Annotated in this window: 7 protein-coding genes and 1 pseudogene; 4 read left to right on the top strand and 4 right to left on the bottom strand. The window is 65.6% G+C overall.

Translation table 11 applies throughout. The annotated features are described in order from the left end of the window. Positions 1-12: 12 nt before the first annotated feature. From mutM to sepIVA, 4 genes are all read right to left on the bottom strand, one after another. Positions 13-873: a DNA-formamidopyrimidine glycosylase gene (gene mutM / locus AADZ78_RS08500; protein WP_085249931.1), complete on the bottom strand. Its 861-nt coding sequence runs from the start codon at positions 871-873 to the stop codon at positions 13-15. 2 nt (positions 874-875) lie between these two features. Beyond that, a complete protein-coding gene (gene rnc / locus AADZ78_RS08495) occupies positions 876-1,589 on the bottom strand; it encodes a ribonuclease III (protein WP_085249930.1) in 714 nt (237 codons plus the stop codon). Further along, on the bottom strand, positions 1,586-2,167 hold the full coding sequence (locus AADZ78_RS08490; protein WP_085249929.1) for a YceD family protein: 582 nt from the start codon (positions 2,165-2,167) through the stop codon (positions 1,586-1,588). The genes rnc and AADZ78_RS08490 overlap by 4 nt, the downstream gene beginning before the upstream one ends. An 87-nt stretch (positions 2,168-2,254) precedes the next feature. Next, positions 2,255-2,992: a cell division protein SepIVA gene (gene sepIVA / locus AADZ78_RS08485; RefSeq protein WP_085249946.1), complete on the bottom strand. Its 738-nt coding sequence runs from the start codon at positions 2,990-2,992 to the stop codon at positions 2,255-2,257. Positions 2,993-3,235: 243 nt separating this feature from the next. On the opposite strand from sepIVA, the pseudogene AADZ78_RS08480 reads away from it, so the two are divergent. From AADZ78_RS08480 to AADZ78_RS08465, 4 genes and pseudogenes are all read left to right on the top strand, one after another. Continuing rightward, positions 3,236-3,984, top strand: a pseudogene (locus AADZ78_RS08480) (thioesterase II family protein). A 682-nt stretch (positions 3,985-4,666) separates the two neighbouring features. Continuing rightward, positions 4,667-6,418 carry a long-chain-fatty-acid--AMP ligase FAAL26/FadD26 gene (fadD26, locus tag AADZ78_RS08475; protein ID WP_085249927.1) on the top strand — a complete coding sequence of 584 codons (1,752 nt, stop codon included), beginning with the start codon at positions 4,667-4,669 and terminating at the stop codon, positions 6,416-6,418. After that, complete coding sequence (locus AADZ78_RS08470; RefSeq protein ID WP_085249926.1) at positions 6,415-11,187, top strand: type I polyketide synthase; 4,773 nt, start codon at positions 6,415-6,417, stop codon at positions 11,185-11,187. Before fadD26 ends, AADZ78_RS08470 begins: the two co-directional genes overlap by 4 nt. Continuing rightward, entirely contained in the window at positions 11,187-15,710 is a 4,524-nt protein-coding gene (locus tag AADZ78_RS08465) for a type I polyketide synthase (RefSeq protein ID WP_085249925.1), read from the top strand. The genes AADZ78_RS08470 and AADZ78_RS08465 overlap by 1 nt, the downstream gene beginning before the upstream one ends.

Here is a 15,710-nt window from a genome sequence, read left to right as displayed (position 1 = left end):
CGCGGCAAGAGACTATCGGCGAGACGGCGGCTGGCATCTCGGGCAATAGAACGACGAGCGGTTCATGAATTTTTCGCGGCGCATCACGGCGCCGCACCGCCGGCAGTTTTCGCCTTCGCGACCGTAGGCGTCCAGCGATCGGTCGAAGTAACCCGATTCGCCGTTGACATTGACATAAAGCGAATCGAACGACGTCCCGCCCTTGGCCAGGGCTTCGGCCATCACCGCCGCGGCCGCATCCAGGACGGCGACCAGCTGTCGGCGGGTCAACGTGGCCGCCACCCGGGCTCCGTTCACCTTGGCCCGCCACAGCGCTTCATCGGCGTAGATGTTGCCGATCCCGGACACCACCTCTTGATTGAGGAGCTGACGCTTGATCTCGGAATGCTTGCGCCGCAAGACTTTCACCACAGCGTCGGCGTCAAACCGCGGATCGAGAGGATCACGTGCCAGGTGCGCGACGGGCGCGGGCACCACACTGCCGTCCACGGTCACCAGGTCGGCGAGGAGCCAGCCTCCGAAGGTCCGCTGGTCGGCGAAGCTCAGCACGGTCCCGTCGTCAAGCAGCGCGGAAATCCGGACGTGATCAGTGCGCGGGACGGCCCCTAGCAACATTTGCCCGCTCATGCCCAGATGTACGACGAGCGCCGTGTCGGGGTCAGCACCGGAGTCCAGCGTCAACCATAGGTATTTACCGCGGCGATCCGTTCCGGTGATCTGGGCGCCCAGCAGCCGCGCCGTCAAATCCGCCGGACCGGCCTCATGGCGGCGCACCGCTCGGGGATGGTGCACCCGAACCGCCGTGATCGTCTTGCCCACCACATGGGCCTGCAGGCCGCGCCTAACCACCTCGACTTCGGGCAGTTCGGGCATCCCTACACCGGCGTTTTGCCCGGGACGGCGGCGTCCAGCACAGTCCAGGCGGCCGCCGCGGCCTTTTGCTCGGCCTCCTTTTTGGAGCGGCCCACACCGGACCCGTATTCGGTCTCCATCACGACAACCACGGCGGTGAACTCCTTGTCGTGGTCCGGTCCGGTGGAGCTGACCAGGTACGACGGCGTGCCCAGGCCACGTGAAGCGGTCAGCTCCTGCAAGCTGGTTTTCCAGTCCAGTCCGGCGCCCAGCGTGGGCGCGGTGTCCAGCAACGGTCGGAACAGCCGCAGGATCACCTCACGCGCCGTCTCGATGCCGTGATGCAGGTAGATCGCGCCCAGCAACGATTCCATCCCGTCGGCCAGGATGCTGGCCTTGTCGGCCCCGCCGGTGTTCGCTTCCCCGCGCCCCAGCAGAACGTAACCGCCAAGTCCCCCGTCGGACAGGTTGCGTGCAACATCGGCCAGCGCCTGGGTGTTGACCACGCTGGCCCGCAGTTTGGCCAGGTCCCCTTCCGAACGTTCCGGATGGCGGTGAAAGAGCTCGTCGGTGATGGTCAGCCCGAGAACGGCGTCGCCGAGAAACTCCAACCGCTCGTTGGTCGGCAGCCCGCCGTTCTCGTAGGCATAGCTGCGATGGGTCAGCGCCAATGTGAGCAGCTCATCGGGCAGGGCGACACCGAGCGCATCGAGCAGCGGCTGTCGCGACGAGGTCACCGCGGCACCTCGGGGCTATCCGGCGTGCACATGTCAGCCAGCCTTGCCCACCTCGGATCCATCTGCTCGTGACGGTGGCCGGGCTCGGCTGCCAACGAAACGCCGCATTGTGGGCATAGTCCCGGGCAGTCCGGCCGGCACACGGGCGAAAACGGCAGTTCCAAGCCGACGGCGTCGATGATCGGCTGCTCGATGTCGATCTTCTCGTCGACGACGTGCCCGACCTCGTCTTCCTCGGTAGTTGCCTCGGTTGCACTGCCGGGATAGGCGAACAGTTCGGTCAGGACGACTTGTACACGACCCCGGACCTCACTCAGGCAACGGGAACACTCACCGGTGGTGGGTGCGGCCACCGTCCCGGTCACCAACACCCCCTCGGAGACGGACTCCACCTGCAGATCCAGGTCCAGCGGAGCACCCCGCTCGATCGCGATCAGCTCCACACCGATGCGCGACGGACTGCTGACGGTGTCCCGCACCGTGAACATTGCCCCCGGCCGGCGCCCCAGCCGTGCGATGTCAATCACCATGGGCGCGGTCAGAGGTCGCTGGGCTGTCTGACTGCGCTGCCTCGCCATAACAGAAATCCTACGGCTCGCGCCGCAAACGTCCATCGCTCATCGGTCCTGCACCCACGCGTGATCATCCCGTGCGGGCGAACCCGGTTAGCGCGTGGCGTAGTCGTGCGTGCCGGCGGCGGTGCGAAGTTGGTGACGTCCCCGGCCGACGGAACGAAGGGTGCCGTTGAGGAACTCTTCGAACTCGGCAAGCTTGTTGTCGACGTAGATGTCGCATTCCCCGCGCAACCGGTCGGCCTCGGCGTGGGCGGTGTCGATAAGCCGGGTGGACTCCGCATGGGCCGCCTGCACCACCTCGTTTTGCGACACCAGGCGCTGCTGTTCCTTGATGCCCTCTTGCACGGCCTTCTCGTAGGAGATATTGCCGTTTTCGATCAGCCGGTCGCATTCGGTCTTGGCCCGGCTGACGCTGGCCTCGTACTCGCGTTTCGCCGAGGCTGCGGTGCGCATCGCCTCCTCGCGAGCTTCGGCGACCATGCGCTCGCTGTGCTGGCGCGCCTCACTGACCATCCGGTCGGCCTGTGATTTGGCGTCGGAGAGGATCCGGTCCGCCTCCGCGCGGGCATGGTTGAGCATCGACTCGGACTCGGTGGTCGCCGAGGCCACCATGGAGTCCGCATGGGCCTTGGCGTCGTGCAGCATCGAATCACGCGCGTCGAGGACGTCCTGCGCGTCGTCGAGCTCCCCGGGAATCGCGTCTTTGATGTCGTCGATCAACTCCAGCACGTCGCCGCGGGGCACGACGCAGCCCGCGGTCATCGGCACGCCACGGGCTTCTTCCACAATGGCGCCCAATTCGTCCAGCGCCTCAAAGACTCGGTACACGGCCATACCCTCCTGGCATCGTTTTGTTGTTACCAGTGTGCCTGGTGTTACATGTGTGACGACGGTTGCGGCTCCGGTGTGTCGGGCCCTATTTCATATTTCGGTTCACGTTTCGCCGGGCCCCGCAGACGAAGCCCAGCCATGTCCTACCGGCTAGTCTGCTACAGACCACGGGCGCCCGGACCGCGACGGGCGCCAGTCCGGTGTCGATGCACCTGTTTTGACCCACGGTATGCTGGCGCGGTGAACGGCGTACAAGCAATGGCAAAAACGACGAAATGGTAGCCACGCCCACGCTATATATTTTCCCGCACGCCGGTGGAGACGCGAAATTCTATGTCCCATTTTCCCGGGAGTTTTCTGGTGACTTGAAGCGGATCGCGGTCCAGTACCCCGGACAGCGCGATGGGGCCGGTCTGCCGCCCCTGGCAAGTGTTCCCGCCCTGGCTGACGACATCTTTGCAATGATGAAGCCACCAAATCGGACAGAGGTTCCCTTCGCCTTCTTTGGTCACAGCATGGGCGGAATGTTGGCGTTCGAAGTGGCGTTGAGATTCCAGGCGGCAGGACATCGGATCGCCGCCTTCTTTGTGTCGGCATGTTCAGCGCCCGGCCATATCCGCTACAAGCAAATCCAGGGTATGTCAGATCGCGAAATGTTGAATTTGGTCGCGCAAATGACCAGAACGAACCCAGAGTTTTTCGACGACGAAGAGTTTCTCGTTGGCGTGCTGCCCACGTTGCGAGCCGCCCGTGCCATTGCCGGCTATGACTGTCCGCCCGAGACAAAGTTGTCATGCCCGATTTACGCTTTCATTGGGGACAGGGATTGGATTGCGACCCAAGAAGACATGAAACCGTGGCGCGATCGAACGACGGGCGAATTCGCTCTTCGTGTATTTCCTGGGGATCACTTCTACCTCAATAACAATTTGCCGGAGCTCGCCGGAGAAATACAAGACAGAACACTCCAATGGAGTGGTCTGGCTTAGCTGTGCCGCCGATCCGCCGGAACCGCTCCGCGGCAGTCAGCCCGCAAGCGGCCCACCGCCCCAACCTTCGCCCACGGTTGGGCACCAGAAGGGCCCGGGTAGGCCCCGCACCACGCAGGGCCGGGCGCCTGGGCGCGGCCCCTGCACGGCCCCGGTCCACGCCCTCACGCAGCATGCCTGGCGCCGCGGCGGAACGTGTTACTCTCGTCACAACGGGACGCTGGTCCCAAAAACGGTCGGCACGATCGTCCCAAAACCATGACTCAAGTCTCACTCAACTTAACATCAGCCACTGATGTATCAGAAGTCACACCAACCACATCGCGCTACACTGTTTGGGGCGGTCAGCGCAGGTGACACTGCCGTGCTGTCCGTCCATAACATGGGTAGTCGCCATAGGAAGCGTATGGATTTCCCAATACTGTCGGCGCCGGTCGCGAGAGATGCGTACCTTGCTTATAGGGACTAGGTGCTTGGGGAAACGGGGATAGTCTAGGGGCGACCATCTGACGCTAGACAGTCATGCTCGATGGCGAGCACCTGTGTAATCGTCGGAGCGGGCTGGTCAGCCCAGACCGCGCAGGATTGAGAGCGCTGGGAAGTGCGGCTGTGCAATCCAACCGACGGTTCACCAGGTACGAATCACAGATGAATGCAGGCAGTCGAATAGGAGTGTAACGCGATGCCGGTGACGGATCCTTCCCTCCCCGCTTTGCTGAAGGAGCGGGCCGAGCAGCAGGGCGACTCCACCGCATACACGTACATGGACTACGCATTAGATCCCAATGGATTTGCTGAGAGCTTGACTTGGTCGCAGGTCTACGTACGCGCTTGCACCATCGCCGAAGAACTCAAACTGTGCGGCTCGCCGGGCGATCGAGTAGCAATCTTAGCCCCGCAAGGACTGGAATATGTAATCGCTTTCCTTGGGGTGCTGCAAGCTGGATTTATCGCGGTTCCGCTGTCAACGCCACAGTATGGCATTCACGACGATCGGGTTTCTGCGGTGCTGCGTGATTCGCAACCGGTCGCCATTCTCACGACTTCATCTGTGGTGGGCGATGTTACGAAATACGCGTCCGCGCAAAACGGCCAACCGGCCCCATTCGTCATTGAAGTCGACCTGCTTGACTTGGACTCGCCTCGCGAGCTGCCGGTACTCCCACAGAATTCCACCGGGGCAGCTTATCTGCAATACACATCCGGATCGACACGCACGCCGGCCGGTGTCATCGTATCGCATAAGAACGTCGTCGCCAATGTGACACAAAGTCTTTACGGATATTTCGGGGATCCCGCAAAGACTCCGACTGGAACTGTGGTGTCGTGGTTGCCGTTGTTTCACGACATGGGCCTGATTCTCGGAATTTGCGCACCATTGGTGGCCGGACGCAGTGCGATATTGCTGAGCCCAATGTCGTTTTTGCGACGCCCGGCGTGCTGGATACAACTGCTTGCGACCAGCGGTCGGTGCTTTTCCGCGGCGCCGAATTTCGCTTTTGAATTGGCCGTGCGGCGGACGTCTGACGAGGACATGGCCGGACTCGACCTCACCGATGTGGTCGGAATCGTCAGCGGCAGTGAACGGATCCATGTCGCGACGGTGAAGCGTTTCACCGAGCGCTTCGCTCCATACGGTCTGAGCCCCACAGCGGTGCGGCCGTCGTACGGGCTCGCGGAAGCCACCCTGTACGTGGCGGCTCCCGAAGCTGGAACCGTCCCCAAGACGGTCCGCTTCGACTACGACAACTTGACGGCGGGAGAGGCCCGGGCCAGCGGAACCGAAGGTTCGGTCGCTACCGAACTCATCAGTTATGGGTCACCCGACCCGTCGGCGGTGCGGATTGCCAACCCCGAGACCATGGTCGAGAATCCGCCGGGAACCGTCGGTGAGATATGGGTGCACGGCGATCACGTGGCCATGGGATATTGGCGCAAGCCCGAGCAGACCGCGCGGACGTTCAACGCACAGCTTGTCAATCCGGCACCCGGAACACCCGAAGGTCCGTGGCTGCGCACCGGCGACCTCGGCGTCATGTCCAACGGCGAGTTGTTCATCATGGGCCGCATCAAAGACCTGCTCATCGTGGATGGCCGCAACCACTACCCCGACGACATCGAGGCCACGATCCAGGAGATCACCGGCGGCCGGGTCGCGGCCATCGCGGTGCCCGACGACATCACCGAACAGCTGGTGGCGATCATCGAGCTGAAACGCCGCGGAACCTCCGAGGAGGAGGCCATGCACAAACTCCACTCGGTGAAGCGTGAAGTCACCTCGGCGATATCGAAGTCGCACAGTCTGCGCGTGGCCGATCTGGTTCTGGTGTCACCGGGTTCCATTCCCATCACCACCAGCGGCAAGGTCCGGCGTTCGGCCTGCGTCGAGCGTTACCGAAGCGACGGATTCAAGCGGCTGGATGTGACCGTATGACGGCGAGCATTGGTGGCGAATCCGACCTTCGCCACTGGCTTGTCGACTACCTAGTCACGAATATCGGCTGTACACCCGACGAGGTCGATCCCAATCTGTCACTTGCCGACCTCGGCGTGAGCTCCCGCGACGCGGTGGTGCTGTCGGGTGAGTTGTCAGAGTTGTTGGGCAAGACCGTATCTCCGATCGACTTCTGGGAGCACCCGACGATCAACGCGCTGGCCGCGTACCTCACCGCACCCGAGCCCGACCCCGAATCCGAAGCGGCGCTTAGGCGCTCGGCGCGAAACTCGCTCGACGAGCCGATCGCCGTCATCGGGATGGGGTGCCGCTTTCCGGGTGGGATATCCGGACCGGAAGCGCTCTGGGAGTTTCTCTGCGAACGCCGTTCCTCGATCGGGCAGATCCCACCCGAGCGGTGGCGGCCGTTCGAAAGCGAGTCACCGGAGGTAGCTGCCGTGCTGGCCCGCACCACGCGGTGGGGCTCCTTCCTGCCCGACATCGACGCGTTCGATGCGGAATTCTTCGAGATCTCCCCCAGCGAAGCCGACAAGATGGACCCCCAGCAACGCTTGTTGCTAGAAGTGGCCTGGGAAGCGTTGGAGCACGCGGGAATTCCGCCCAGCTCGCTGCGCCGCTCGCAGACGGGAGTATTCGCCGGGTCTTGCCTGAGCGAATATGGCGCCATTGCTTCCACCGATCTGTCGCAGGTCGACGGCTGGAGCAACACCGGTGGCGCGATGAGCATCATCGCCAATCGCCTGTCGTATTTCCTTGACCTGCGCGGTCCCTCGGTGGCGGTGGACACCGCCTGCTCGTCATCGTTGGTCGCGATCCACCTCGCCTGCCAGAGCCTGCGGACCCAAGACTCCAACCTGGCAATCGCGGCCGGTGTGAACTTGTTGTTGTCCCCGGCGGTATTTCGCGGTTTCGACCAAGTCGGCGCGCTGTCACCGACGGGTCATTGCCGCGCGTTCGACGCGGCCGCCGACGGGTTCGTGCGCGGTGAGGGTGCCGGCGTAGTGGTGCTCAAGCGGTTGACCGACGCGCAGTGCGACGGAGATCGCGTGCTTGCCGTCATCTGCGGCTCCGCGGTCAATCAGGACGGCCGCTCCAATGGGCTGATGGCGCCAAACCCGGCCGCGCAGATGGCGGTGCTGCGTGCCGCCTACACCAATGCGGGGATGCAGCCCAATGAGGTCGATTATGTCGAGGCGCACGGGACCGGAACACTGCTGGGCGATCCGATCGAAGCCCGCGCTCTCGGAGCGGTGCTGGGTCGCGGACGTCCCGAGGACTCTCCCCTGCTGATCGGCGCCGTCAAGACCAATCTCGGTCACACCGAGGCTGCGGCCGGTATCGCAGGCTTTATCAAGACCGTGATGGCGGTGCAGCGCGGCCAGATTCCGCCGAACCAGCGCTTCGAGAGCCCAAACCCGCACATTCCGTTTGCCGACTTGCGCATGAAAGTCGTTGCTGAACAAACCGAATGGCCGGAGACGGGGCATCCACGCCGGGCCGGCGTGTCGTCGTTCGGATTCGGCGGCACCAACGCGCACGTGGTGATCGAGCAGGGCCAGGAAGTGTCTGCGGCAACCGAGCCGGCGGTGGGTCCGGCCGCCGATCCGGCGGTGTCAACGCTGGTGATTGCGGGCAAGACGCCGCAGCGGGTAGCCGCCACGGCGGGGGTGCTGGCCGATTGGATGGAGGACGCCGGCGCCGAGGTGGCGCTGGCCGATCTGGCCCACACGGTCAACCATCACCGCTCCCGGCAAGCCACGTTCGGCACCGTCGTGGCGCGCGAGCGTACCCAGGCGGTGGCCGGCTTGCGGGCGCTGGCCGCCGGCCAGCGGGCCCACGGCGTAGTCAACCCCCACGACAGTTCACCCGGGCCCGGCACGGTGTTCGTCTACTCCGGGCGCGGTTCGCAGTGGGTCGGCATGGGTCGCCAATTGCTCACTGAGGAGCCCGCTTTCGCCGCCGCGGTCGCCGAACTGGAACCGGTGTTTGTCGAAACCGCCGGCTTCTCGCTGCGGGACGTCATCGCCAGTGGCAAGGAATTGGTCGGCATCGAACAGATCCAGCTGGGCCTGATCGGCATGCAACTGGCATTAACCGGGCTGTGGCGCTCCTATGGCGTGCAACCCGACGTAGTGATCGGCCACTCCATGGGCGAGGTGGCCGCCGCGGTCGTCGCGGGTGCACTGTCGCCCGCAGAGGGCCTGCGGGTAACCGCTGCCCGCGCGCGGCTCATGGCCCCGCTGTCCGGACAGGGCGGCATGGCGCTCCTGGAACTGGATGCGGCGGCGACGGAGGCGTTGATCGCCGACTACCCACACGTCACTTTGGGTATCTACAACTCGCCGCGACAGACCGTGATCTCCGGGCCCACCGAGCAGATCGAAGAGCTGATCGCCCGGGTACGCGCCAAGGACCGGTTTGCCAGCCGGGTCAATATCGAAGTGGCCCCGCACAATCCGGCCATGGATGCGTTGCAGCCCGCGATGCGCTCCGAGCTGGCGGATCTGGCACCGCGCACCCCGACGATTCCGATCATCTCCACCACCTACGCGGACCTCGACGCAAGGCCGGTGTTCGACGCCGAGCACTGGGCCACCAACATGCGCAACCCGGTGCATTTCCAGCAGGCCATCACCGCCGCGGGGACCGACCACCATACCTTCATCGAAATCAGCGCCCATCCACTCTTGACTCAGGCGGTGCTCGAGACCCTGCACACCGCCCAACACGGGAGCAAGTACGTAAGCGTCGGAACCCTGCAGCGCGACACCGACGACACCATTACCTTCCGCACCAACGTCAACGCGGTCCGCACGACGCACCCGCCGCAGACGCCGCATCCACCCGAGCCACACCCTCAAATCCCCACCACGCCCTGGCACCACACCCGTCACTGGATCGACACCGCAGCCCTCACGCGTCAGCTCCCCCAGCGCCAGAACGGTTCTGCGCCAAACGCTGCCACGCCATCGGAGTATCGCAACGGTGTCCTCGACTCGTGGTGCTACCGGGTGGACTGGCCGGCCAGGCCGTTGCCGGCTCAGCCGGATGCTGGGGCCGTGGACGGCAGGTGGCTGGTGGTCGCGGATGCCGATCTCGGCGCCGAGCTGGGCCGGATCGCGGGCACGCGATCTCGTGTCGACGTCGTGGAGTCGTGCGTCCTCGCGGACGACACCGCGCTCCGCAGTGCGCTCGACGGCGTCGACCACGTGCTCTACGCACCGCCGGCCGGTCAGTCTCTCGACGTCGGGGTGGCCTACCAGCTGTTCCACCAGCTGCGCCGGCTTGCCGCAGCATTAGCCGAAATCCCGGCTTCACCGCGACTGTTCGTTGTTACCCGCAACGCCCAGCCCGTCTCCGAAGGCGATCGCGCCAACCCCGCGCACGGCGTGCTGTGGGGCCTGGGACGCACACTGGCCCTCGAACACCCCGAAATATGGGGCGGCATCATCGATCTGGATGACTCGGTGCCCGCCGAGCTGGCGGCGCCCCAGGTGTTGAGCGAAGTCACCGGCGGCGACGGCGAAGACCAGGTCGTCTACCGGTGCGGTGCGCGCCTCGTGCCCCGGCTGCAGCGGCGCGCCGCGGCCGCCGAGGCGCCGGTCGCACTCAATCCAGATGCCAGCCAACTGGTCATCGGCGCGACCGGCAACATCGGGCCACATTTGCTCCGCCAACTGGCGCAGATGGGCGCCAAGACGATCGTCGCGGTGTCCCGCAACCCCGGCAATCGGCTGCAGGAGCTGGCCGAAACCCTTGCCGCAACGGGCACAAATCTCGTCACGGTGGCCGCCGATGCCGCCGACACAGCCGAAATGGGTGTGCTGTTCGACCGCTTCGGCGCCGACTTGCCGCCGCTGGAGGGCATCTATCTGGCCGCCTTCGGCGGCGGGCCGGTCCTGCTCAGCGAGATGACCGACGACGATGTGCGTGCCATGTTCGCACCCAAGCTCGAAGCCGCGGCCGTGTTGAACCGGTTGTCGCTGAAGAAACCGGTGCGCCACTTTGTCTTGTTCTCCTCCATCTCCGGCCTTACCGGATCGCGCTGGCTGGCCCACTACACCGCCACCAGCGGCTACCTGGACGCACTGGCCTACGCGCGCCGCGCACTGGGGCTGGCAACGACAACGGTCAATTGGGGATTGTGGAAGTCGTTGGCCGACACCCAAGGCGATGCAAGTGTCAGCGTGGAATCCGGGTTGCGCCCCATGGACGACGCGGTCGCCATCGGCGCGCTGCCCGTCGTGATGAGCCCGGCCGCCGGCGTACATTCCGTTGTCGTCGACGCGGATTGGCCGCTGCTGGCGGCCGCATACCGGACGCGCGGATCGCTGCGCATCGTCGACGACCTGCTGCAGGGATCGTCGGAGGTCTCCCCCATCCCGGCGCGCGATTGGTCGCATCTGTCACCGGCGGCGCTGCGCGAGGAGTTCGAAACTGGACTGCGCAGTATCGTCGCCCGCGAACTGCGGATTCCGGAGTCGGACCTGGACACCGACCGGCCGCTGGCCGAACTGGGACTCAACTCCCTGATGGCGATGGCGATTCGACGCGAAGCCGAGATGTTCGTGGGCATCGAACTGTCGGCCACCATGCTGTTCAACCACCCAACGGTCGCATCACTGGCGAGCTATCTCGCCAAAATTGTTGCACCGCAAGACGACCCAGAGATCGATCAAATTGCGAAGCTGTCAGCTTCAGCGGGTAGCACGTTGGATAGCCTGTTCGACCGCATCGAGTCTTCCTAATGCGAACCGTTTTCAGCCGCATTTCCGACATGACCGCGCAGCAGCGCGCCGCCCTCACCGACGAATTCACCAAAGCCTCGCGCACCACGCTGGCAGAGCCGGTGGCCGTGGTCGGCATTGGCTGCCGCTTCCCCGGAAACGTGACCGGCCCGGAGAGTTTCTGGGAGTTGCTGGTCCAGGGCCGCAATGCGATCTCCGGCATTCCCCCCGAGCGATGGGACGCCGACGAATTTTACAGCCCGGATCCGTTGACTCCCGGGCACATGACCACGAAATGGGGCGGTTTCGTCCCCGACATCGCGGGATTCGACGCCGAGTTCTTCGGAATCACCCCGCGCGAGGCCGCCTCGATGGACCCGCAGCAACGGATGTTGCTCGAGGTCGCCTGGGAGGCGCTCGAACACGCCGGCATCCCAACGGATTCCCTCAGCGGCACCCGCACCGGCGTCATGATGGGCGTCTACTTCAACGAGTACCAGTCCATGCTGGCCAGCAGTCCCGACAACGTGGACGCCTACACCGGAACCGGCAACTCGCACAGCATCACCGCGGGACGGATCTCCTACCTGCTGGGGCTGCGCGGTCCGGCGGCTGCCGTCGACACCGCGTGCTCGTCGTCATTGACCGCGATCCACCTGGCCTGTCAGAGCCTTCGGCTACGGGAAAGCGACATGGCGCTGGCGGGCGGGGTCAGCGTGACGCTGCGCCCCGAGACCCAAATCGCCATCTCGGCATGGGGATTGCTGTCCCCGCAGGGCCGCTGCGCCACGTTCGACGCGGCGGCCGACGGGTTTGTGCGCGGCGAGGGCGCCGGAGTCGTGGTCCTGAAGCGGCTCACCGACGCGCTGCGCGACGGCGATCGGGTGCTGGCCGTGGTGCGCGGCTCGGCGGTGAACCAGGACGGGCGCTCCAACGGCATCACCGCGCCGAACACGGCGGCCCAGTGCGACGTGATCGCCGACGCGTTACGTTCCGCCGACGTCGCGCCGGAAAGCGTGCACTACGTGGAATCCCACGGAACCGGAACGCAGTTGGGTGACCCGATCGAATTCGAGGCGCTCGCCGCCACATACGGCCGCGGCGAAGGCTCGTGCGCGCTCGGGGCGGTGAAGACCAACATCGGCCATCTCGAAGCGGCGTCGGGCGTGGCGGGGTTCATCAAGGCGGTGCTGTCGGTGCAGCGCGGCCAGATTCCACCGAATCTACATTTTTCACAGTGGAATCCGGCGATCGACGCGTCGTCGACCCGTCTCTTCGTGCCCGTGGAAAACGTTGCGTGGCCGTCGGATTCGGGTCCGCGCCGGGCGGCGGTGTCCTCCTTCGGCCTCGGCGGGACCAACGCGCACGCGATCATCGAGCAGGGTCCAGAACTTGCGCCGGCGAGCGGAACCGGTTCCGGCGGCGAGGTATCGACCCTGGTCGTGACGGGCAAGACGCCGCAGCGGGTGGCCGCGACGGCCGCGGTGCTGGCCGATTGGATGGCGGGCGCCGGTGCCGACGTGGCCCTGGCCGATGCGGCTCACACGCTCAACCATCACCGCGCCCGGCACGCCAAATTCGGCACGGTGGTCGCACGCGAGCGCGCCCAGGCGATAGCCGGATTGCGAGCGCTGGCCGCCGGCCAGCACGCGCCCGGCGTGACGCGGCCCGGGGACGGCCCCCCCGGGCCGGGCACGGTGTTCGTCTACTCCGGACGCGGGTCGCAGTGGGCCGGCATGGGCCGCCAATTGCTCGCTGACGAGCCGGCTTTCGCGGCCGCCGTCGCCGAACTGGAACCGGTGTTCGTCGAGCGGGCCGGCTTCTCGCTGCACGACGTGCTCGCCAACGGCACGGAACTCGTCGGCATCGAGCACATCCAACTCGGACTGATCGGGATGCAGTTGGCGCTGACCGCCCTGTGGCGTTCCTACGGCGTGCAGCCCGATGTGGTCATCGGTCACTCGATGGGCGAGGTGGCCGCCGCTGTGGTGGCCGGCGCGTTGACTCCCGCCGAGGGGCTGCGGGTGACCGCAACCCGGTCCCGGCTGATGGCACCGTTGTCCGGACAGGGCGGTATGGCCCTGCTCGGCCTCGACGTGCCCGCCACCGAGGCGTTGATCGCCGACTACCCGCAGGTGACGCTGGGCATCTACAACTCGCCGCGCCAGACCGTGATCGCCGGGCCCACCGGGCAGATCGACGAGTTGATCGCGCGGGTGCGCGAGCAGAACCGCTTCGCCAGCCGGGTCAATATCGAAGTGGCCCCGCACAATCCGGCGATGGATGCGCTGCAGCCCGCGATGCGCTCGGAGCTGGCCGATCTGACCCCGCGCCGGCCCACGATTCCGATCATCTCCACCACCTACGAAAACCTCGACACCGAACCGGTTTTCGACGCCGAGCACTGGGCCACCAATATGCGCAACCCGGTGCGCTTCCAGCAGGCCATCAAGGCCGCCGGCGCCACCCAGCACACGTTCATCGAAATCAGCGCACACCCGCTGCTGACCCAAGCCATCACCGACACCCTGGAAGACGCCCAACCCGCAGCCAACTACCTGGCCGCCGGAACGCTGCAACGCGACAGCGACGACACCGTCACCTTCCGCACCAACCTAAACACGGTGCGCGCCACACCGCCGCGGACGCCGCATCCCGCCGAGCCACACCCACAGATCCCCACCACGCCGTGGCACCACACCCAGCACTGGCTGACCACTTCGGCGACCGGGTCGGCGCCGTCTGGTGGCCGCAATGGGTTCCCGGTAAGCACGCACGCGGCGCGGCACGGAACCGCCGGCCCGCTCGATGACTGGTCACATCAGGTGATCTGGCCGCCCAAACCGCTGCCCGCTGCCGAGATCGCAAGCGGCACCCGGTGGCTGGTGATGGGTGACCCCGACCTCGCGGCCGAACTGAATGCGGATGCGCTGGGCGCCGACGCCGATCCGACCCAACTGGCCCAGGCGCTCAGCGGTGCCGACCATGTGCTCTACGCGCCACCGGCGACGGGCGATCCCCTCAATGTCCCCGCTACCTACCAGCTTTTCCACCAGGCACGTCGGATTGTCGCGGTGATGGCCGCACAACCCATTCCGGCGAAGCTGTTCCTGGTGACCCGCAATGCGCAGCCCATCTCCGAGGGCGACCACGCCAACCCCACGCACGGCGCGCTGTGGGGCATGGGACGCACGCTCGCCCTGGAACACCCCGAAATCTGGGGTGGCATCATCGATTTCGATGCTTCGGTGCCCACCAGCGTCGTGGCCAAGCTGGTGTTGGCTGAGACCGCCGCCACCGATGCGGATGACCAGGTGGTCTACCGGGCCGGGGCACGCCACGTACCCCGCCTGCACCGGCGTGCCGTTCCCACTCAAGCACCGGTCAAGCTGGACGCCGATGCCAGCCAGCTCGTCATCGGCGCCACCGGAAACATCGGGCCGCACCTGATCCGCCAACTCGCACGAATGGGCGCGAACACCATCGTCGCGGTGTCGCGCAATCCCGGTTCTCGGCTGGCCGAACTCACCGAAAGCCTTGCCGCACACGATACAACGCTCGTGACGGTCGCCGTCGATGCCGCCGACGAAGCCTCGATGCGCGCGCTGTTCGACCGGTTCGGCGCGGATTTGCCGCCGCTGCAGGGCATCTACCTGGCCGCTTTCGCCGGCCAACCGGTCCTGCTCAGCGAGATGACCGACGACGACGTGCGCGCCATGTTCGCGCCCAAGCTGGACGCCGCGGTCGTGCTGCACCGGCTGTCGCTGCGCACGCCGGTGCGCCACTTCGTGTTGTTCTCCTCCATCTCCGGCCTCACCGGTTCGCGGTGGCTGGCCCACTACACCGCCACCAGCGGCTACCTCGATGCGCTGGCCTACCGGCGGCGTGTGATGGGGCTGCCGGCCACGACCGTCAACTGGGGACTATGGAAGTCCCTTGCCGACGCCGAACACGACGCCAGCCAGGTCAGCGTGGGATCGGGCCTGCTGCCGATGGACGACGAGGTCGCCATCGGCGCGCTGCCGTACGTGATGAGCCCGGACGCCGGCGTGCATTCCGTTGTGGTGGCAGCGGATTGGCCGCTCCTGGCGGCCGCATACCGCACCCGCGGCGCACTGCACATCGTCGACGACATGCTGCCGGCGCCGGGCGACACGAAACTGCCGGAAAGCGAGTTCCGCGTCGCGCTGGGCAAGTGCCAACCGGAACGCCGCCACGACATGTTGCTCGACCAGGTCGCACTGCTGGCCGCTACGGTGATGGGGCTGCCTGCAGGGGAATCACTGGATCCTTCGACCGGTTTCTTCCAACTCGGAATGGATTCGCTGATGAGCGTGACACTGCAGCGCGCGTTGTCCGACAGCCTCGGTGAATTCCTCCCGGCATCAGTGGTTTTCGACTATCCGACCGTCTACAGCCTCACCGACTATCTGGCCACCGTCCTGCCCGAACTCGTTGCGGCAGACAGCGAACCGGTCGAGGACGCTTATGACGATCTCACCGAGGATGAGTTGTTGCAACAGCTTTCGGAAAGGTTGAGCTAG

It is taken from the genome of Mycobacterium riyadhense (assembly GCF_963853645.1).
Lineage (GTDB): Bacteria > Actinomycetota > Actinomycetes > Mycobacteriales > Mycobacteriaceae > Mycobacterium > Mycobacterium riyadhense.
Note: the sequence above shows the minus strand (reverse complement) of the source record. Positions and strands in the feature narration are given on the sequence as shown.

Excerpts from the sequence above, each read along its gene's own strand:
- mutM (WP_085249931.1), bottom strand. The coding sequence starts at position 873 with ATGCCCGAACTGCCCGAAGTCGAGGTGGTTAGGCGCGGCCTGCAGGCC.
- AADZ78_RS08465 (WP_085249925.1), top strand. The coding sequence starts at position 11,187 with ATGCGAACCGTTTTCAGCCGCATTTCCGACATGACCGCGCAGCAGCGC.
- AADZ78_RS08490 (WP_085249929.1), bottom strand. The coding sequence starts at position 2,167 with ATGGCGAGGCAGCGCAGTCAGACAGCCCAGCGACCTCTGACCGCGCCC.
- AADZ78_RS08470 (WP_085249926.1), top strand. The coding sequence starts at position 6,415 with ATGACGGCGAGCATTGGTGGCGAATCCGACCTTCGCCACTGGCTTGTC.
- fadD26 (WP_085249927.1), top strand. The coding sequence starts at position 4,667 with ATGCCGGTGACGGATCCTTCCCTCCCCGCTTTGCTGAAGGAGCGGGCC.